The organism is Streptomyces sp. NPDC101393, assembly GCF_044767385.1.
GTDB lineage: Bacteria > Actinomycetota > Actinomycetes > Streptomycetales > Streptomycetaceae > Streptomyces.
The window spans coordinates 400,179-418,932 of sequence record NZ_JBIWNU010000006.1; the positions used below are offsets into that span (position 1 = coordinate 400,179).

20 protein-coding genes are annotated in these 18,754 nt (G+C 73.6%); 11 read left to right on the plus strand and 9 right to left on the minus strand.

All coding sequences use genetic code 11. The features are described 5' to 3' along the window. Window positions 1-63: 63 nt before the first annotated feature. Window positions 64-816, minus strand: a complete 753-nt coding sequence (locus ACIRQ7_RS21455) for a peptidyl-tRNA hydrolase (RefSeq protein ID WP_404264396.1) — start codon at window positions 814-816, stop codon at window positions 64-66. A gap of 154 nt (window positions 817-970) precedes the next feature. Here ACIRQ7_RS21455 and ACIRQ7_RS21460 point away from each other — a divergent pair, with 154 nt between their 5' ends. From ACIRQ7_RS21460 to ACIRQ7_RS21475, 4 genes are read left to right on the plus strand one after another with little or no spacing between them, the layout of a single operon-like run. After that, entirely contained in the window at window positions 971-1,645 is a 675-nt protein-coding gene (locus ACIRQ7_RS21460) for an AIM24 family protein (RefSeq protein WP_404264398.1), read from the plus strand. 45 nt (window positions 1,646-1,690) lie between these two features. After that, window positions 1,691-2,587: an ATP-binding cassette domain-containing protein gene (locus tag ACIRQ7_RS21465; protein ID WP_404264400.1), complete on the plus strand. Its 897-nt coding sequence runs from the start codon at window positions 1,691-1,693 to the stop codon at window positions 2,585-2,587. Continuing rightward, window positions 2,584-3,252, plus strand: coding sequence for an ABC transporter (locus ACIRQ7_RS21470; protein WP_404264401.1), 669 nt, complete (start codon window positions 2,584-2,586; stop codon window positions 3,250-3,252). Before ACIRQ7_RS21465 ends, ACIRQ7_RS21470 begins: the two co-directional genes overlap by 4 nt. A 32-nt stretch (window positions 3,253-3,284) precedes the next feature. Then, window positions 3,285-3,479 carry a hypothetical protein gene (locus tag ACIRQ7_RS21475; protein WP_404264403.1) on the plus strand — a complete coding sequence of 65 codons (195 nt, stop codon included), beginning with the start codon at window positions 3,285-3,287 and terminating at the stop codon, window positions 3,477-3,479. Window positions 3,480-3,495: 16 nt separating this feature from the next. Here the strand turns inward: ACIRQ7_RS21475 and ACIRQ7_RS21480 are convergent, their stop codons facing one another. Both ACIRQ7_RS21480 and zapE read right to left on the minus strand, forming a co-directional pair. Beyond that, a complete protein-coding gene (locus ACIRQ7_RS21480) occupies window positions 3,496-4,872 on the minus strand; it encodes an alkaline phosphatase PhoX (protein WP_404264404.1) in 1,377 nt (458 codons plus the stop codon). A gap of 109 nt (window positions 4,873-4,981) precedes the next feature. Next, a complete protein-coding gene (gene zapE, locus ACIRQ7_RS21485; RefSeq protein WP_404264406.1) occupies window positions 4,982-6,112 on the minus strand; it encodes a cell division protein ZapE in 1,131 nt (376 codons plus the stop codon). A gap of 66 nt (window positions 6,113-6,178) precedes the next feature. Here zapE and ACIRQ7_RS21490 point away from each other — a divergent pair, with 66 nt between their 5' ends. After that, on the plus strand, window positions 6,179-7,012 hold the full coding sequence (locus ACIRQ7_RS21490; RefSeq protein ID WP_404264408.1) for a dihydrofolate reductase family protein: 834 nt from the start codon (window positions 6,179-6,181) through the stop codon (window positions 7,010-7,012). 160 nt (window positions 7,013-7,172) lie between these two features. Beyond that, a complete protein-coding gene (locus tag ACIRQ7_RS21495) occupies window positions 7,173-7,652 on the plus strand; it encodes an indole-3-glycerol phosphate synthase (protein WP_401471452.1) in 480 nt (159 codons plus the stop codon). A gap of 55 nt (window positions 7,653-7,707) precedes the next feature. Here the strand turns inward: ACIRQ7_RS21495 and ACIRQ7_RS21500 are convergent, their stop codons facing one another. Both ACIRQ7_RS21500 and ACIRQ7_RS21505 read right to left on the minus strand, forming a co-directional pair. After that, window positions 7,708-8,394: an ABC transporter ATP-binding protein gene (locus tag ACIRQ7_RS21500; protein WP_401470793.1), complete on the minus strand. Its 687-nt coding sequence runs from the start codon at window positions 8,392-8,394 to the stop codon at window positions 7,708-7,710. Beyond that, a complete protein-coding gene (locus ACIRQ7_RS21505) occupies window positions 8,391-9,461 on the minus strand; it encodes an ABC transporter permease (protein ID WP_404264582.1) in 1,071 nt (356 codons plus the stop codon). The genes ACIRQ7_RS21500 and ACIRQ7_RS21505 overlap by 4 nt, the downstream gene beginning before the upstream one ends. A gap of 240 nt (window positions 9,462-9,701) precedes the next feature. Between ACIRQ7_RS21505 and ACIRQ7_RS21510 the strand changes: the two genes are divergently transcribed. The 4 genes from ACIRQ7_RS21510 to msrB all read left to right on the plus strand — a co-directional run bounded on the left by ACIRQ7_RS21510 (window position 9,702) and on the right by msrB (window position 13,508). Then, window positions 9,702-10,907, plus strand: coding sequence for a sensor histidine kinase (locus ACIRQ7_RS21510; protein WP_404264583.1), 1,206 nt, complete (start codon window positions 9,702-9,704; stop codon window positions 10,905-10,907). Then, window positions 10,904-11,551 carry a response regulator gene (locus tag ACIRQ7_RS21515; RefSeq protein ID WP_404264409.1) on the plus strand — a complete coding sequence of 216 codons (648 nt, stop codon included), beginning with the start codon at window positions 10,904-10,906 and terminating at the stop codon, window positions 11,549-11,551. The genes ACIRQ7_RS21510 and ACIRQ7_RS21515 overlap by 4 nt, the downstream gene beginning before the upstream one ends. A 130-nt stretch (window positions 11,552-11,681) precedes the next feature. Further along, window positions 11,682-13,085: a UDP-N-acetylmuramate--L-alanine ligase gene (gene murC, locus ACIRQ7_RS21520; RefSeq protein WP_404264410.1), complete on the plus strand. Its 1,404-nt coding sequence runs from the start codon at window positions 11,682-11,684 to the stop codon at window positions 13,083-13,085. Between the two features lie 18 nt (window positions 13,086-13,103). After that, entirely contained in the window at window positions 13,104-13,508 is a 405-nt protein-coding gene (gene msrB / locus ACIRQ7_RS21525; protein WP_403668334.1) for a peptide-methionine (R)-S-oxide reductase MsrB, read from the plus strand. A gap of 60 nt (window positions 13,509-13,568) precedes the next feature. Here msrB and ACIRQ7_RS21530 read toward each other — a convergent pair whose 3' ends face one another. From ACIRQ7_RS21530 to ACIRQ7_RS21540, 3 genes are all read right to left on the minus strand, one after another. Beyond that, window positions 13,569-14,228 carry a 4'-phosphopantetheinyl transferase gene (locus ACIRQ7_RS21530; RefSeq protein ID WP_404264411.1) on the minus strand — a complete coding sequence of 220 codons (660 nt, stop codon included), beginning with the start codon at window positions 14,226-14,228 and terminating at the stop codon, window positions 13,569-13,571. Beyond that, complete coding sequence (locus ACIRQ7_RS21535; RefSeq protein ID WP_404264413.1) at window positions 14,225-15,187, minus strand: metallophosphoesterase family protein; 963 nt, start codon at window positions 15,185-15,187, stop codon at window positions 14,225-14,227. The genes ACIRQ7_RS21530 and ACIRQ7_RS21535 overlap by 4 nt, the downstream gene beginning before the upstream one ends. A gap of 69 nt (window positions 15,188-15,256) precedes the next feature. Further along, complete coding sequence (locus ACIRQ7_RS21540; protein WP_404264584.1) at window positions 15,257-16,936, minus strand: PucR family transcriptional regulator; 1,680 nt, start codon at window positions 16,934-16,936, stop codon at window positions 15,257-15,259. A 111-nt stretch (window positions 16,937-17,047) separates the two neighbouring features. On the opposite strand from ACIRQ7_RS21540, the gene ACIRQ7_RS21545 reads away from it, so the two are divergent. Further along, window positions 17,048-18,535 carry a purine-cytosine permease family protein gene (locus ACIRQ7_RS21545; protein ID WP_404264414.1) on the plus strand — a complete coding sequence of 496 codons (1,488 nt, stop codon included), beginning with the start codon at window positions 17,048-17,050 and terminating at the stop codon, window positions 18,533-18,535. Here the strand turns inward: ACIRQ7_RS21545 and ACIRQ7_RS21550 are convergent. Beyond that, a complete protein-coding gene (locus tag ACIRQ7_RS21550; protein WP_404264416.1) occupies window positions 18,508-18,735 on the minus strand; it encodes a hypothetical protein in 228 nt (75 codons plus the stop codon). The genes ACIRQ7_RS21545 and ACIRQ7_RS21550 overlap by 28 nt on opposite strands. Window positions 18,736-18,754: the final 19 nt, after the last annotated feature.

Below are 18,754 nucleotides of genomic sequence, written 5' to 3' on the forward strand. Positions count from 1 at the left end.
GGGCATCGGCGGGCATCGGTGGCAGGGCGCGATCGGCGCGGGAGCGGCCCGCGAGCGCCGTCCTCAGTGCGGGAGGGACCGGATGCGGTCCACCCCTTCGACGGCGACGGTATTTCCGGGGGCGATCTCCGTGAAGCCCGCGTCGCGCACCACAGGCAGCCCGCCGCGGGTCAGCGCGTCCCAGGCCGACGGCGGCGCGGTCCGCACCGCGAGCGGGAAGCCGGCGTCGCGCCAGACCGCACGCTCGTCCTCGGACAGCTCCCACCAGGCCAGCTGCGCGCCATGACCGACCTGCGCCATCTCCTTGCCGGCGGACATCTCCAGCTCCGGATTGAGCCACAGCACCGGCAGGCTCTCATCGGGCGCCCCGGGCGGCTCCGGGTCCGCCAGCTCCGTCCCCGACACCTGCAGCCGCGCCAGATCCTTCGGCCAGCCGTCCAGCGGCACCGGCGGGAAGACCCGCACCTCGGCGTCCGCACCGCGGACCGTGATCCCCGGCAGCGCCTCGGCGCGCCGCCACTCCGCGCCGCGGGCCCGCCGCACCACCTTCCGGATCCGGGCGTCCTGCCAGTCCCGCACCGCCTGGGCCCACTCGCCGTCCCCGTCCGCCCGCTCGTCGGACAGCAGCACGAGTACCGCGCGCGCCGCCGTCTGCAGCGCGTCCGTACGCGCGGGCGGCGCGGCCCGCTCGATGCGCGCGACGAGCGGCAGCACGAACTGCCGCGCCGCGTCCCGGCCGGTCTCCTCGTGGTGGAACGGGCCGGGGGAACCGTCGTCGGCGGGGCCGGCCGTGCCGGTGGTGTCGATGCTGCTCACCCGCCCAGTCTGCCAGCCGCCACCGGCAGGGAGGGCGCGGCCGCCCGCCCCGGGGCGCCGCTGTCCCCTTTCCGAACGGCCGCCGGCGCGGAATACGTTGCCGGAAGCGCCAACCACCCGTGACCGTTCACCGTCACGTCCTAGCATCCTCGTCATGAACAGTGACCTTTTCTCCGCGGAGAACATGGCCAAGCCGGCGGCCGCGCCCGGCATGACGCAGCAGAACGCGAAGTCGATCAAGTACGCGCTGAACGGCGAGTGTTACGCCCGCCAGGGCTCGATGATCGCCTACCGCGGCAACCTGCAGTTCGAGAAGCAGGGGCAGGGCGTCGGCAAATTCCTCAAGCGCGCCGTCACCGGCGAGGGGCTGGCGCTGATGGCCGTACGCGGCCAGGGCGAGGTGTGGTTCGCCCACGAGGCCGCCAACTGCTTCATCATCGACCTCGCCGAGGGCGACGGCCTCACCGTCAACGGCCGCAACGTCCTGTGCTTCGACCCGTCCCTCTCCTACGAGATAAAGGTCGTCAAGGGCGCCGGCATGGTCGGTGGCGGGCTCTTCAACTCCGTCTTCAGCGGCCAGGGCAAACTGGGCGTGATGTGCGAGGGCAACCCCATCGTCATCCCGGTCTCCCCGCAGGCCCCGGTCTTCGTCGACACCGATGCCGTGGTCGGCTGGAGCAGTTCCCTGCAGACCTCCCTGCAGCGCTCGCAGAGCGTCGGCTCGATGATCCGCGGCGGCTCCGGCGAGGCGGTCCAACTCCGCCTGGACGGTGAGGGTTTCGTGATCGTACGACCCAGCGAGCTGCGCCCCGAGAAGGCAGCCAACTGATCCGGTGACATCGACGAGCGGCAAACGGAACGGGGAGAGGGCGGCATGAGACTGGACGGGGTCGGGCGGCGCTACGGGATGCGGGGGCCCTGGGTGCTGCGGGAGGTGGATCTCGACGTGCCCGCCCACGCGCTGGTGCGGGTCGAGGGCACCAACGGCAGCGGGAAGTCCACCCTGCTGCGCCTGCTCGCCGGCATCGACCGGCCCAGCGCCGGACGCATCACCGGCCGCCCGCGCACCGCGTACGTGCCCGAGCGGTTCCCGGCCGCCCTGCCCTTCACCGCCGTCGGCTACCTCACCCACCTCGGCCGCATCCACGGCCTGCACGGCCCGCAGGCCGCCCGCCGCGCCACGGAATGGCTGGAGCGTTTCGGGGCGGCCGGGCACGCGCGCACCCCGCTGGCCCAGCTGTCCAAGGGGACCAGCCAGAAGGTCGCGGTGGCCCAGGCGCTGCTCGCCGAGCCCGGACTGCTCGTCCTGGACGAGGCCTGGACCGGCCTGGACCACGCAGCCCGGGACGTCCTGGACCGCGCGGTCGCCGAACGGGTCGCGGACGGCGCCACCGTCGTCTTCGTCGACCACGATCCGCGCCGCCTGGAGGGCGCCCACGACGCCCGCTACCGCGTCGCCGAGGGGCGGTTGCTGCCGGGCGAGGGCCGCGCGGCGGCGGACGCCGCGCCCCCGGCGGGCCCGCGCATGATCATCGAGGTGGAGGGCGCACCGGACCCCGCGCGGCGGCTGCCGGGCGCACCGCACGTCGCCGCGGGTGCGGACGGCACGACCCGGCTCACCGTCCCGGCCGCCCACTCCGACGCGCTGCTGCGCGCCCTGCTCACCGCCCGGCCGCCCCGGCACATCCGCTCGGTCACCGCCGCCCCGGACGACGCCGCTTCCGCCACCCCGGCCCCCGCCCCCGACCCCGACGAGGCCCCCCTCCCGTGACCGCTCTCCTCCGCTATCAGGCGGCGCTGCTCATCGGCTCGCACCGCTGGCTGCCGCCGGTGATCCTCTACGCGGCGTTCCTGGCCGTCGGCGTGCAGACGGGCGGCCCGATCCTCGACGCGTACGGCTTCGCCGCCGCCGGACTGCTGCCGATCGCGGTCTGGCTGACCCGGATCTGCGTCACCAACGAGCCACCGGCCGCCCGTAGTTGCGCCGCAGCCGCCGCCGGACCCGGACGCGTCCACCTCGCCGCCGTGCTGACCGCGGCGGGCGCCTCGGTGCTGCTCGCGCTCCTCGGTACGGCGTTCGTCGCCCTGCTGTCCGACCCGCACTCCTCCGGCCACCGGGTCGCCGTGCCGGTTCCGGCGGCGACCGGTGCCGGACTGGCGGCCGCGCTGGCCTGTCTGCTGCTGGGCCTGGCCATCGGCGCCCTGTGCAACCGGCCGGTCCTGCGCAGCCCCGCCGCGGCCGTCCCGGCCGGGCTGCTGGCCGCGCTGCTGCTGTCCGTGCTGGGCGCCTCGCCCGCCAACGCCGCCGTGTCGGGCCTGGTCACCGGCTCGTTGGACGGCACGGTCCACGTCCCCTGGCTGCCGCTCGCCGCCACCGCCGTGATCGCGGCCGCCGCCACCGCCGCTGCCTGCGCCCTCAGCTCCCGCCGCACCTGACCGGCCCGGCGCACCGGCGTAACCTCGACGCCATGCAGGGCACCCACGATCCCGACACCGGCGCCGACACCACCGCGGGCGCCGCCGCTCCCGGGCCGGCGGGCCCGCCGTACGCCGACTGCGTGCAGTGCGGCGAGCCCACCGAGCACCCGGTCACCCGGCCCGGCATCGTGCGCTGCCCCCTCTGCGAATGGCAGGAGGCGCAGCGCTCGGCCTGTTCCGGCTGACGCCGGGCCGGACCCGTCAGTGGTGCCAGGGGCCCGTCACCGCGAATGTCGTTCCCGGCGTGTAGCAGTTGACGAACATCGTGCGGTGGTCGGGAGCGAAGGTGACGCCCGCGAATTCGCCCCAGGCCGGCTTCTCGGGGGTGCCGATGTTCTGCCGCCCGCGCGCCATCGCGTAGACCTGTCCGCGCCGGGTCAGACCGAAGACGTGCTGGGCGCCCTCGCCGTCCTCGCAGACCATCAGGCCGCCGCTGGGCGCCAGACAGATGTTGTCGGGCGACTCTCCGGGCAGCTGGAGATCGCTGTCCGGACCGAAGACGACGACGAGGGTGAGCCGGCGCCGCTTCGGGTCATACTTCCAGATCTGGCCGTAGTGGTCGGCCGCCGAGCCCTCGTCGCTGTGCGCGAAGCTGGACACGAAGTAGACGCAGGAGCCGCCCCAGTAGCAGCCCTCTAGCTTCTGCGCGTGGGTGATGCCCTGGGGGCCGAAGTCCTGGAAGCGGATGGGGGTTTCGGACGCCAGCGGGTCGGGGACGTCGACCCAGGCGACATGGTCGAAGGAGGCGCCGGGCCGCTGGACGGTGGACAGGTCCGGTACACCGGGCACCCGCAGCGCCTGGAGGCGGCCGCCGGCGCGCAGCGAGCCACGGCCGCCCATCGGCTTGTCCGGCAGGAAGCGGTAGAAGAGCCCGAACGGCTTCTCGAAGGCGTCCTCGGTCTCGTAGACCGCGCCGGTGCCGGGGTCCACGGCGATCGCCTCGTGCTGGAAGCGGCCCATCGCGGTCAGCGGGACGGCGCCGGTGCGCCGCGGGTCGTACGGGTCGACCTCGAAGATGAAGCCGTGGTCCTTGGTGTAGTTCTCCTCGCCCGCCCTGAACTCCGTCTCCTCGCAGGTCAGCCAGGTGTTCCAAGGGGTGTGGCCGCCCGCGCAGTTGGTGGAGGTACCGGCGATGGCGACCCGCTCGGAGCGGACGGTGTTGTCCCCGTCCAGCTCCAGCGCCGTACAGCCGCCCTCACCACCGGGGTCGTAGGTCAGGTCGGGAACGGTGGGGACGGCGGAGCGGGACCCCGTGCGGTTCTCGTGGTTGCGCACGAGGTGGGTACGGGCGCGATGGCCGTGCGGCCCGGGGAAGGCGGCCATCCCGTCGCAGTTGCTGGGCACCTTGCCCTCACCGGACAGCAGCGGGTCGCCCTCCCGGGAGAGGACCTTGTAGCGAAAGCCCTTGGGGAGGTCGAGCAGGCCGTCGGGGTCGGGGACCAGCGGACCGTAGCCGCTCTTTCCCATGCTCTGGGCGGTCGCGGTCCCCGCGAAGAGCTCGGTGAGGCTCCCGGAGAAGGCGATCCCGGCGCCCAGCGCACCGGTTCTGGCCAGGATCTGACGTCGTGTCGCAGACATGGGCAACTCCCTGTTGGCGGACAGGTGACGTGACCCGCATGTGTGTATCACGCGCCCCGGCCGCCGGGAACCATGCGCGAAGCGCCGTCCCCCGGATGTCCCCCTGTCCCTAGGACACCACGAGGGGCCCCGCGTCGCGGGCCAGCGCCGTCAGCCGGGAGATGGCCCGGAAGTACTTCTTGCGGTAGCCGCCGCGCAGCATCTCGTCGCTGAACAGCTCGTCGAAGGCCTTGCCCGAGGTCAGCACGGGCACCTCGCGGTCGTAGAGCCGGTCGGCGAGCACCACCAGGCGCAGCGCGGTGGACTGGTCGGGCACCGCCTGGACGTCGGTGAGGCAGACCGCCTCGATGCCGTCGCACATCGCGCCGTAGCGGCTGGGGTGCACCTTGGACAGATGCTCCAGGAGGGAGGGGAAGTCGTCGAGCGAGGCGCCGGGGGTGCGGTACGCGGTGCGGGTGACCGTCTCGTCGTCGTACGGCGCGGGCGCCTCGGGCAGACCGCGGTGACGGTAGTCCTCGCCGTCGATCCGCAGCGGCCGGAAGTGGGCGCCGAGGCCCTGGATCTCGCGCAGGAAGTCGGCTGCCGCGAACCGGCCCTCGCCGAGCTTGCCGGGCAGCGTGTTGGAGGTGGCGGCCAGTGCGACGCCCGCCTCCACCAGCTTGCGCAGCAGGGAGGAGACCAGGACGGTGTCGCCCGGGTCGTCCAGCTCGAACTCGTCGATGCACAGCAGGCGGTGCTCGCCGAGGGTGCGGACGGTCTGCTGGAAGCCGAGCGCGCCGACGAGGTTGGTCAGCTCGACGAACGTGCCGAACGCCTTGCGCTCGGGCGGGGCGTCGGTGGCGTGCCAGAGGGAGGCCAGCAGGTGGGTCTTGCCGACGCCGTAGCCGCCGTCCAGATAGACGCCGCGCGGCCCCTTGGGGGTGTCCTTCTTCCCGCCGATGCCGAACCAGCGGCGCTTGCCGCCGCCCGTGGCCGTCCCGCCGTCGATGCTCGCGGCGAAGGCGCTCAGCACCTGCACGGCCTCGGCCTGGCTGGCCTGCTTCGGGTCCGGGATATATGTGGCGAAGCGGGCCCCCTGGAAGCGGGGCGGGGGCACCATCTCGGCGACCAGCCGCTCGGCCGGGACGTGCGGTGCGCGGGCGGTCAGCGCGGCGGGGGCCGCGTCGCTCCCGTCGGCCGGCGCTCCGGCTGCGGGGGCGGGCTGCGGGGAGGGGGACGAGGAGGGCTCGGAAGGCGACACAGCCGTCCAGCCTAGTCGCTGTGCGCGGGGCGACGGTCCGTGAGCGAGCCATGTCACACTGCGGCCATGCGACGCCTGTTCCCCTTCGAAGCCCCGTCCGCCGTCCCGACCGACCCGGCCGGTGCCGCCGTGAGCCCCCCGGCGGGGCCCGGTGCCGACGACCGCGAGTGGACCCTGGACGAGCTGGCCGACGCCTACGCGTATGTCGCGGCGGACGCCCCCGTGCGGGCCGGCCGCCCCGGCTGGCTGCGCGCGAACATGGTCTCCTCCATGGACGGCGCGGCACATCACGACGGCCGCTCGCAGCCGCTCTCCGGTGCCGCGGACATGCGGATCTTCGGGGTGCTGCGGGGGCTCGCGGACGCGGTGGTGGTCGGCGCGGAAACGGTTCGCCAGGAGGGCTACCGGCCGGCCCGCGCCCGCGAGGCGTTCGCCGCCCGCCGGGCCGCCGCGGGCCAGGGTGCGGCTCCCGCGATCGCCGTGGTGACCGCGGGCCTCGGGCTGGATTTCTCGCTCCCGCTGTTCACGTCGCCGCTGGTCCCGACCCTCGTCCTGACGGGCGCGGGTGCCCCCGCCGACCGCGTCGCCGCGGCGCGTGCCGCGGGCGTCGAGGTGCTGTTCGCGGGCGAGGGTCCCGGCGTCGATCCGGCGCGGGTGGCCGCCGTGCTGGCCGAACGGGGGCACACCCGGCTGCTCACCGAGGGCGGGCCGACGCTGCTGGGCCAGTTCGCGGCGGCCGGTGCGCTGGACGAGCTGTGTCTGACGCTGGCTCCCGTCGTCACGGTGGGCGGGGCGCCGCGGATCATGAACGGTCCCGCGGTGCCGGTCCCGGAGCGGTTCGCCCTCGCATCCGTACTGGAGGAGGCCGGGTTCCTCTTCACCCGCTACCGTCGGTCGTGACAATCAGCGGAATTACCCGTTCCGCTTAGCTTCCGTTGGGCACACTTAAAGCCAACAGGCCCCGTGTGGCGACGGGGCAGGATGTTTTCTGTGGGGCTTTGCGCCATGCGGGCCCCGGAAGAAGAGAAGAAGGGCGCCCGTCGTGTTCACGAGCGTATTGATGATCGAGAAGCCCCTGACGCCCGCCGACGTGGACTTCGTTGCCACCCTGCACGGCGACGACCAGGTCTCCTTCGTCGTCCTCATGCAGCCACGCGGCGAGCAGGACGTCCTGCTGCGGGCGATCGACGACGTCGCCCTCGGCGAGTTCGATGACGCCGTACGGGAAGGCGGCGAACCGGAGGGCCGGACGGCGGAACTCACCGCCGAACAGGCCCTCGCCCACACCCTGGCCGCACTGCGCGCCGTCGGCGCCCAGGCGGCCGGACAGGTGGTCGAGGACCACCCCCTCGACCTGCTGCAAGCCATCGTCGACGAGACCGGCGCCGACGAGGTGATCGTGCTGACCACCCCGCATTTCGTCGAGGAGTTCTTCCACCGCGACTGGGCCTCCCGCGCCCGCCACAAGGTCGGGGTGCCGGTGCTCAAGCTGTTCGCCCACGCCATCGACGACCCGGCCCAGGACGCGGCCGGAAGCTGAGAAGCGCCGCGATCCCCGGGCGCGCGGCGGCCGGGGATCTTGAGCGGACCACGTCTCAGCGCGCGGCGCCCGCCCGCGACGTCAGCCGCCCGTCCTGCACCTCGGCGACCTCGTCGACCGCGTCCAGATGCGCCCGGTCGTGGGTGACCAGCACCGTCGCCGTGCCGCGCTGACGGGTGAGCGTGGTCAGCAGATCCAGCACCGCCGCACCCCGCTCGTGGTCCAGCGCGCTCGTCGGCTCGTCCACCAGCAGTACCGCAGGATCGTTCATCAGCGCCCGCGCGATATTGATCCGCTGTCGCTGGCCGCCCGACAGCTGGTGCGGACGCCTGCCGGCCTGATCGGCCAGACCGACCGCCGCCAGCAGGTCCCGGGCCCGCGCCGCCGCCTTGCGGGGCGAGCGGCCGTCGAGATGCGCCATCACCTGCAGCTGCTCGGCGGCCGTCAGCGACGGCAGCAGATTCGGCTGCTGGAAAACCGTGCCGACCGTGGTGCGGCGCAACGCCGTCAGCGCGGCCCGGCTGCGCCCCGCGATGTCCGTGCCGTCGATGACCACCCGGCCGCTGTCCGGGGCGATCAGGGTGGCGGCCACCGCCAGCAGGCTGGACTTGCCGGAGCCGGACGGCCCGATCACCGCGGTCAGGCTGCCGGCCGGCACGGTCAGCGAGACCGAGTCCAGTGCGGTCAGCCGCGCACCGCCGTCGGGGTAGGTGAGGGTGACATCGGTCAGTACGAGGCTCATCGGGCACTTCCCAGGGCGGTTAGCGGGTCCACGGACGTGATGCGGCGGATGGACAGCCCGGCGCCGACGGCACCGAGCGCGATCATGATCAGGGCCGGGACCAGCACGGTCGACGGGTCGAGCACGAACGGGACGGTGCCGCCGACGGCGGCCCCCACCCCGGCGGCGAGCGCGGTCCCCAGGCCCGTGCCGAGCGCCAGCAGGACGACGGCCTGGCCGAGCGCGTCGCGCAGCAGATAGCGGGTGGAGGCCCCGAGCGCCTTCAGGACGGCGACGTCGCCGCTGCGCTGGATCGTCCACACCGTGAAGAACGCGCCGATCACCAGCGCCGAGATGGCGAACAGGAACCCGCGCATCAGCTGCAGCGAACCGTTCTCCGCGGAATACGAGCCGATCGCCGTCAGGGCATCGGCGGCGGTCACCGTCCGGGTGCCGAGATCCTTGTCGGCGGCGCCCAGATCGGCGCCCCCGGTGGTGGACAGCGCGAGCACGGTCGCGCCCCCGGAGCCGCCGGCCAGCTTCCGCCAGTCGCCGAGCGAGGTCCAGACGACCGGCGTATGGCTGTACATGCCCTCACCCGACACCGCCGAGACCCGCACCGTACGGCCGCCCAGCGACAGGGCACCGCCGGCCCGCACCCCCAACGCCTCGGCGGCCTTCTCGGACAGCACCGCCTCGCCGTCGCCGAGCCGCCCCCCTTCCGGCGCCAGCCGCGACGCGGACCCCACCCCGAACACCGACAGCGCGGCCGTCCGGCTGCCCGCCGCCGCCTTCGCCGTGGCGATCCCCAGCGGCTCCGCGTGCCGTACCCCCGGCACCGCCGCCCAGTCCCGCAGCGTCCTCTCCGGCAGCCGCGAATCGGTGAACGACACCTCGCTGCCCTCGGCGGGCGCCGAGAACACCAGGTGGTCGGCGGGCAGCGAGGTGATCGCCGAGGTGTTCTCCCGCCCCAGGCCCGCCGTCAGGCCGGACAGCAGCCCCACCAGCACGGTGATCAGCACGATGACGGTCCCCATCAGGGCGAACCGCCCCTTCGCGAACCTCAGGTCTCTCCAGGCGACGAACACAGGTCCTGCCATCCTCGGCCACGGTGCCGGACCCGTTGCCCGGCGACTGGTTCCCACCGTCGCCCGCCGAGAGGCCCGCGGGCATCGCGCCGGGGAGCGGTTCACCGGCATCGAAAGGCGCGTGCGCCGCTCCACCTTTTGATTGATGCCGCGGCGGGGACGGCCACTTAGCCTGGAGAAGCCGTGATCGATCATTCCCTCACCCCCGTCCTACGCGTGCTGCGCAGCTGCCTCCACCTGATGGTGGCCGCGCTGCTCGCGCTCGCCGCCGTACGCGCACTGGCCGACCACGCCCCGCACGCCCCGGCCGTCCTCGCCACCGCCGTGCTGCTGTTCGCGCTGTACGCCGCGGGGCCCGTGCTGCCCCGGGTCCGCAGCTCGACGCCCGCCGCCGCCCTCTGGCTCACCGCCGTGGCCCTGGTCTGGATGGTGCTGCTCGCCCTCACCCAGGACGGTGTCTGGCTGGCGTTCCCGCTGTTCTTCGTCCAGCTGCACCTGCTGCCGCTGCGCTGGGCGCTGCCCGCCGTCGCCCTCACCACTGTCGTCGCGATCGCCGGCTTCGCCTGGCACACCCGGGCGCTGGCCGTCGGCACGGTCATCGGCCCCGCTCTCGGCGCCGCCGTCGCGGTGGCCGTCGTCCTCGGCTACCAGGCCCTCTACCGCGAGAGCGAACAGCGCCGCCGCCTCATCGAGGAGCTGACCGAGGCCCGCAGCGAACTGGCCGCCGCCGAACACGCCGCCGGCGTCCTCGCCGAGCGCGAGCGGCTGGCCCGCGAGATCCACGACACCCTCGCGCAGGGCCTGTCCAGCATCCAGCTGCTGCTGCGGGCCGCCGAACGCGCCATCCCGGACCGGCCCGGCACCGCCCTCGGCCACATCCGGCAAGCCCGCGGCACCGCCGTCGACAACCTCGCCGAGGCCCGCCGCTTCGTCCGCGCCCTCAGCCCGCCCGACCTGGAAGGCGGCTCGCTGCACGCCGCCCTGGAGCGGCTGTGCGCCACCACCGCCCGCTCCTCCGGCCTCGCCGTGCACTGCCATCTCTCCGGCGCCCCCACCGAACTCCCCACCCCGCACGAGGTCGCGCTGTTGCGCATCGCCCAGTCCGCGCTCGCCAACACCGTCCAGCACGCCGCCGCCGACCGCGTCGAACTGACCCTCAGCTACATGGACACCGAGGTCGCCCTCGACGTCGTCGACGACGGCGCCGGATTCACCCCGTCCGAGGTGCCCGCACCGGGCTCGGCGGCCGTCAGCGGCACCGGCTTCGGCCTGTCCGCGATGCGCGCCAGGGCCCGCGCCCTGCACGGCACCCTCGCCGTCGAATCCGCCCCTGGCGAAGGCACCGCCGTCGCCGTCACCCTGCCCTGCCCGGCGGGCCCGGACACGGCGGCCGATCCGCCGCCCGCCGGCCCCGCGGACGCCACCCCCGAGGGGCCCGCCGCATGACCTTCCACCCCGGCACCGCCTGCGTCCGGCTGCTGCTGGCCGACGACCACCCCGTCGTACGCGCCGGGCTGCGCGCCGTCCTGGAGACCGAACCGGACTTCGAGATCGTCGCCGACGTCCCCACCGCCGAAGAGGCCGTCGGCCTCGCCGCACGGCTCGACGTCGACGTGGTCCTGATGGACCTCCAGTTCGGCGGCCGGATGCTCGGCTCGCAGGCCACCGCCGCCATCACCGCCCGCGACGGCGCACCCCGCGTCCTCGTCCTGACCACGTACGACACCGACGCCGACATCCTCGCCGCCATCGAGGCCGGGGCCACCGGCTACCTCCTCAAGGACGCCCCGCCGGAAGAGCTGGCCGCCGCCGTACGCACCGCCGCCGCCGGGAAGTCCGCGCTCGCGCCCACCATCGCGCTGCGCCTCATGGACCGGATGCGCACCCCCGCCACCGCCCTCTCCCGCCGCGAGACCGAAGTCCTCCAGCTCGTCGCCGACGGCCTGTCCAACGCGCAGATCAGCAAGGCGCTCTTCCTCAGCCAGGCAACCGTCAAGTCCCACCTCGTCCACATCTACGCCAAGCTGGGCGTCGACTCCCGCACCTCCGCGGTCGCCGCCGCCACCGCGAGGGGCCTGATCCGCCGCTGAAACGCGCCCCGGCGGGCCCACCGGACGGCCGCCCCGGGGCGTCGGCCGGGTGCGGAGACCGGCACTGCCGGTGCCGGGTGCGAGAATCGACGGCAGTACCACCGCTCGCGACGATCAGGGAGACCCGCCCATGGCACCCGCCATCCCAGCCTCGATGGACCGGCCGCACTTCATCGGTATCGGCGGCGCCGGCATGTCGGGCATCGCCAAGATCCTCGCCCAGCGCGGCGCCCAGGTGGCGGGCAGCGACGCCAAGGACTCCGCGACCACCCAGGCCCTGCGCGCCCTCGGCGCCACCGTCCACCTCGGCCACGCCCCCGAGCACCTCGCCGCGGACGCCACCGCCGTCGTCGTCTCCTCCGCGATCCGGCCCGACAACCCCGAGCTGGCCGCGGCCCAGGAGCGCGGCATCCCGGTCGTGCACCGCTCCGACGCCCTCGCCTCCCTGATGGACGGCCTGCGTCCGATCGCCGTGGCCGGCACCCACGGCAAGACCACCACCACCTCGATGCTCGCCGTCTCCCTCGGCTCGCTCGGCCTCAAGCCGTCGTACGCCATCGGCGGCGATCTCGACGCCCCGGGCTCGAACGCCGATCACGGCAGCGGCGAGATCTTCGTCGCCGAGGCCGACGAGAGCGACCGCAGCTTCCACAAGTACGCCCCCGAGGTCGCCATCGTCCTCAATGTGGAGCTGGACCACCACGCCAACTACGCCTCGATGGACGAGATCTACGACTCCTTCGAGACCTTCGTCGGCCGCATCCGCCCCGGCGGCACCCTCGTCATCTCCGCCGACCACGAAGGCGCCCGCGAGCTGACCGCCAAGATCTCCGGCCGGTTCGACATCGAGGTCGTCACCTACGGCGAGTCCAAGGACGCCGACGTCCGCATCCTCAAGGTCAACCCGCGCGGCCTGACGAGCGACGTCAGCGTCATCCTCACCAGCGGCAAGATCCTCACCTTCACCGTCTCGGTGCCCGGCAGCCACTACGCCCACAACGCCGTCGCCGCCCTCGCCGCCGGCGTCGCCATGGGCCTCCCGCCGCACAACCTCGCGTCCGCGCTCGGCACCTACACCGGCGTCAAGCGCCGCCTCCAGCTCAAGGGCGAGGCGGCCGGGGTGCAGGTCATCGACTCCTACGCGCACCACCCCACCGAGATGAACGCCGACCTGGACGCCATCCGCGGCGCGGTCCAGGACGCCGGCGGCCGCATCATCGTCGTCTTCCAGCCGCACCTCTACTCCCGCACCCAGGAACTGGGCAAGGAAATGGGCCAGGCGCTCGCCCTCGCCGACGCCTCGGTCGTCCTGGACATCTACCCCGCCCGCGAGGACCCGATCCCCGGCGTCACCAGCACCGTGATCATCGACGCCGCCCGCGGCGCCGGCGCGGAGGTCACGGCGGAGAGCGACCAGGCCGCCGTCCCGGACGTCATCGCCGGAATGACCAAGCCCGGTGACCTTGTTCTCACCATGGGCGCGGGCGATGTGACCGACCTCGGCCCCGCCATCCTGTCCCGCCTGGGCAGCTGAGCCAAGGAGGCACCCCAGATGCCGTACGAGATCGACAAGCCCGACGAGCAGTGGCGCGCCGAGCTGACCCCCGCCGAATACCAGGTGCTCCGCAAGGCCGGCACCGAGCCCGCCTTCGTCGGTGAGTACACCGACACCACGACCGAGGGCGTCTACTCCTGCCGCGCCTGCGGCGCCGAACTCTTCCGCTCCGGCACCAAGTTCGAGAGCCACTGCGGCTGGCCGTCCTTCTACGACCCCAAGGACTCCGACGCCGTGGAACTCCTGGAGGACCGCGCCCACGGCATGGTCCGCACCGAGGTCCGCTGCGCCCGCTGCGGCTCCCACCTCGGCCACGTCTTCGAGGGCGAGGGCTACCCCACCCCCACCGACCAGCGGTACTGCATCAACAGCATCTCGCTGCGGCTGACGGCGGACGGCTGAGGCGGACGGCGGATGTGCGGGCCGGGGCCGCCAACACCGGGCGCGGCCCCGGCCCGCCGCTCACGCCTGCACCACCACCGCCGTCACCACCAGACCCGAGCCCGCCGTCCACCGGCCGTTGAACTCCGTGAGTTCGGTGCCGGCCACCACCGGGCCGGGCACCAGCAGCCGGGCGGTGAAGGTGGCGTGCGCCGGGTCGAAGGTGAGGTGGGCCTCCTGGAAGTCCAGCCAGCGGCCGGTGAGCGGGTACCACGCCTTGTAGACGCTCTCCTTGGCACTGAACAGCAGCCGGTCCCAGGCGACTTCGGGACGTAGCGCGGCCAGCGCGGGGAACTGCGCGCGCTCCTCGGGGAGGGCGATGAGGTCCAGCACCCCGGGGTCGTTCACCGGCTCGTTGGGCTCCGCGTCCAGGCCGATCGTCACCACGTCCGTCCGGTGCGCCACGGCGGCCGCGCGGTAGCCCTGGCAGTGGGTCATCGCACCGACGACGCCGGCCGGCCAGCGCGGCGCGCGGCCGGGGCCGGGGAGGATCGGCGCGGGAGCGGCGCCGAGTGCGGACAGGGCGGCGCGTGCGCAGGCGCGGACGGTGGCGAATTCCCGTTGCCGGTGGGGGACCGCGCGGGCCACCACCTCCCGTTCCTCGGGGTACATCACGGACAGCGGGCTGTCTTCGAAGGTCTCGCGGGCGACGACGGAGGCCGGCAGCAGTTTCTCGATCATGCGGTGGTCTCCGTGGCGGCCGGGGCCGTGGTCGATGCGGGCGCGGGCAGGATCCGCACCGGGCGCCCCGCGGCGCCGGTACGGCGCCGCCATTCGCGGGGGTAGCCGAGGGAGACCTCCTGGTGCGGGATGCCGTCGCAGATCAGCAGCCGGGGAATGTGCAGATGCCCGTAGACCACGGACGCCGCACGGAAGCGGCGCGGCCAGTCCGCGGTCGCCTCCGTGCCGCACCACAGGGCGAACTCCGGATGCCACAGCGGCCGGGTGGGTTCGCGCACCAGGGGAAAGTGGTTGACGAGCACGGTGGGCAGGTCCTCGGGTACGGCGGCGAGCCGGGCCTCGGTGGCCGCCAGGCGCGCCCGGCACCATGCCTCCCGCGTCGGATAGGGGTCCGGGTGCAGGAAGATCTCGTCGGTGCAGACCACCCCGGCCTTCTCGGCGTCGGCGAGTGCGGTCTCCTTGGAGTGCAGCCCCGGCATCCGGAAGGTGTAGTCGTAGAGGAGGAACAGCGGCGCGATGACGGCCGGGCCGCCCTCGCCCTCCCACACCGGATAGGGATCCTCGGGGGTCAGGACCCCCAACTCCCGGCAGATCCCCACGAGATGGTCGTAGCGCGCGACGCCGCGCAGCTGTACGGGGTCGTTGGACGGGGTCCACAGTTCGTGGTTGCCCGGCACCCACACCACGGTCGCGAACCGGCGGCTGAGCAGGGTGAGGGCCCAGCGGATATCGGCGATGTGCTCGCCGATGTCCCCGGCGATCAGCAGCCAGTCGTCGTCGGACTCCGGCCGGAGCGCTTCGACGATGTCGCGGTTCTCCGCGTACCGGACGTGCAGGTCGCTGACCGCCACCAGGGCGCCGTGGCGGCGCCCCCGGGCCCGGTCTCGGCTGCGGCCGGCGGCGGGGCCGGTGGCGGTCGGGGTGGTGCCCGGCGGGAGCGGACGGGTCTCGTAGGTCATGGTCGAAGTAAAGACGCCCGCGGGGCGGGAGTGCAGCGAGTTGACGCATGCCGGGACGAACGATGCGCGTCAGGCGGCGGACGGGGGAGGGGACTTGGGTGAGGAGGCGCCGCCGCGGATGCGGGTGGCGAGCCAGAGGTCGAAGCGGTCGTCGGGGTCGTCGATGCGGCGTCCGGTCAGGTCCATGGCCTTGTCCAGACGGTTGCGCACGGTGTGGCGGTGCACACCGAGCCGCCGGCTGGTGGCGTCCCAGGAGCCACCGGTCTCCAGCCACGCCGCCAGGGTGGCGAGCAGTTCCTCGCCGTTGTCGGCGAGATCGAGCGGGCCCAGGACGGTGTCGGCGTAGCCCTGGAGCGTACGGCGGTCGCCCAGGCCGAGCAGCAGCCGGCTGGCCTGGCTCTGCCGGGCCTCGGCCGGCTCGCCGCCGGCCCGGCTGACGGCGAGCAGCCCGGCCGCCTGGCGCAGCGACACCCGGACCGCTTCGGGGGCGGTGGCCGGGCCGATTCCGGCCGGCCGGCCCGGCGCGAACCGGCCGAGCACCTCACGGATGTCCAGGTCCTCGCCGACGACCGCCTCGATCGTCATCCCGTCCGGGTCCGCGCCGCCCGCGCCACCGCCCGGCCCGCCCTCCGTACCGCCCGGCGCCCGGCCCGTCACCCTGACCAGCCCGCCGGGCATCGCCAGCGCCAGATCGGCGGCCATCTCCTGGGCGGCGGCCTCCGCGGCGGCACCGGATGCCCTACGGGAGCCGGCCGCGACGGAAGCGGTCCCGGGTCCGGACTTTCCGGCCACCGCCGCACCGGGCACGGCCTCCACCACGACGGCCCGCACCCGTTCGGCGGTCAGCCCGGCCGAGACCAGGATGTCCCGGGCCCGGGGCGGCGCCAGGTCCTCGTCGGACAGCAGCTCGGACAGCAGCGCCGACCTGCGGCGGCGCTCGGGCTCGTCCCGCAGGTGGCGCCGCTCCAGTTCGAGGGAGAGCAGCGAGACCAGACCCGGTACGACCGAGCGGGCCGCGCCGTCGGGACGGCCGGTGAGCAGCAGCAGACCGCGCAGCCGGCGGGCGCCGAGCGGCTGCACCTCCAGCTGCCGGCCGGCGCTCGTGCCGACCGCGCTGCCGCGCAGCCCGCGGGCCGCCACCCGCTGGATCAGATCGCCTGCCTCGGCCAGGGGCGTGGGCGTGCCCCGTTCGCCGGCCGCCAGCAGCCGGCCCAGCGGGTCGAGGACCGCGGCGCCCACGCCGGTGGCGGATGTCCACTCCGCCAGCATCGGCCGCAGTCCGTCGCCGGTCGCCGCGGCCGTCAGGCGCCGCTGGGTGGCGAAGGCCCGGTGCAGGACCTCGCGCTGTTCGTCGGCGCGTGCGTCGAAAACGGCCTTGGTGACGGCGATGAACGGCACCTCGTCCGGAACGGTCAGCAGCACGAGACCCGCCTCCCGGGCCGCCGTCACCAGCGGTTCGGGCGCCTGCTGGTAGGGCAGCCCCCGGCCTAGGCCGAGCGCCAGGCAGGCCGCCCCGCCCTCGGCCACATCGCGTACGTAGGCACGGCAGGCGGCCGGTTCCATCGGCAGCAACAGGCCGATGGTCATGAGGAGTTCACCGCCCTGCAGCCATTTCCCCGGCGCCGTCAGGTCCGACACGGTCGCCGCCTCGACGGTGCGGGCCAGCAGGTCCGGCGGCACGTCGTAGCTGACCGACAGATCGAGGTCGGTCCGGGCCAGGAGGTCGGAGATATGCAGCGGCATAGACATAGTGTCCATCACATATCTATGGAGTGGACGATCGGGCGATCGAGTCCGCGCGGCCGGACGCCTAGGTTCGCACCACCGCAGAACCTGTCACCGCCCCTAGGAGTAACACCCATGGATCCCATGGCCGCCATGGAAGGCAAGAGCGAGGGGCGAGGATCCCGAGTGATCGAGGTCCGCTCCATCGACTACGTCCCCGTACGCGAACGGCACGGGAAGGTGTGGCACCAGGGCCCCTTCTGGTTCACCGGGAACTTCGTGCTGACCACCATGGTCACCGGCTTCCTCGGCCCGGCCCTCGGCCTGAGCCTGCTCGCGTCCGTCGCGGCCGTCGTCCTCGGCGCGTGCTTCGGCACCTTCTTCATGGCCTTCCACGCCAACCAGGGCCCCCGGATGGGCCTGCCGCAGATGATCCAGTCGCGTGCCCAGTTCGGCATCCGGGGCGCCATCGTCCCGTTCGCCGCGGTGGTCTTCGTCTACGTCGGCTTCAACGTCTTCAACGTCGTCCTGGCGGCCCAGGGCCTGCGGACCGTCTTCCCCGGCGGCACCACCCTCTGGTACGTCCTGATCATCGGCATCGCGATCGTGCTTGCCGTCGTCGGCCACGACCTGCTGCATCTGGTCCAGCGCTGGCTCACCTACGTACTCATCGCCGTCTTCGGCGTGCTGACCGTCGGCGCCCTGATCCAGCTCGACCCGCACACCGCGGCCGGCGCGGCCTCCGGCGCGTCCGGCTCCTGGACCTCCTTCCTGGTCGTCTTCTCGGCCGCGGCCGGCTACCAGATCAGCTACGCCGTGTACGTCTCGGACTACTCCCGCTACCTCCCGCGCGACGTCTCCGCACGCAAGGTCATCTGGTGGACCTACGCGGGCGCCGCCGGCTCGGCCGCCTGGCTGATGTCGCTCGGCGCGCTGCTCGCCTCCGCGCTGCCCGACCCGGACGCGATCACCGGGATCCGGCAGGTCGGCAACGCGATCTTCCCCGGCTTCGGCACCTTCGCGGTCGTCGTCTCCTCGGTGGCCCTGATCGGCATCATGGCCGTCAACGCCTACGGCGCGATGCTCACCACGACCAGCGCGGTGGACGCCTTCCGCACCGTCAAGCCGACCGTCCGGATCCGCATCGCCGGAATCGTGGTCATCGGGCTGATCATCTTCGCGGTGGCGATGCTGCTCCCGGAGAACTACCTGGAGAGCTTCAACACCTTCGTGCTGATGATGCTCTACTTCCTCATCCCGTGGACCGCGGTCAATCTCGTCGACTTCTACTGGGTCCGGCGCGGCCACTACGCCGTCACCGCGATCTTCGATCCGGCCGGCATCTACGGCCGCTGGGCCTGGCGCGGCATCGTCGCCTACCTGGCCGGCTTCGCCGCGATGATCCCGTTCTTCGCGACGTCCTTCTACACCGGCCCGGTCACCGAGGCCCTGGGCGGCGCCGACCTCTCCTTCGTCCCCGGCCTGCTCGTCGGCGGCGGTCTCTACTACGTGCTGAACCGCAACCTGGACAGGGCGGCCGAGGACGCCGCGGTCGCGGCCAGCGAGCGGGAGCTGGAGGGGCCCAAGGAGCCGGGTCAGGCGGCGACCAGGCGAGAGCCGTAGCCCTGGCCGGTGCCGGAACGGCCCGTCCGCGCGTCGTTCTCGTGTTGCCGCCGTACGACACAGCTGCCGGGTGCGACGCCGGTGCCGCCGTGTTCGGCGTGGATCGGACAGACGACCGCCGAGGTCTCGACGAGGCCGAGCGCGAGGCCGCCGCGATCGCGGATGCCCGTCGTCCACCAGCAGGTGCCGGCGTCGGCCACCAGGGTGTGCGGATTGCCG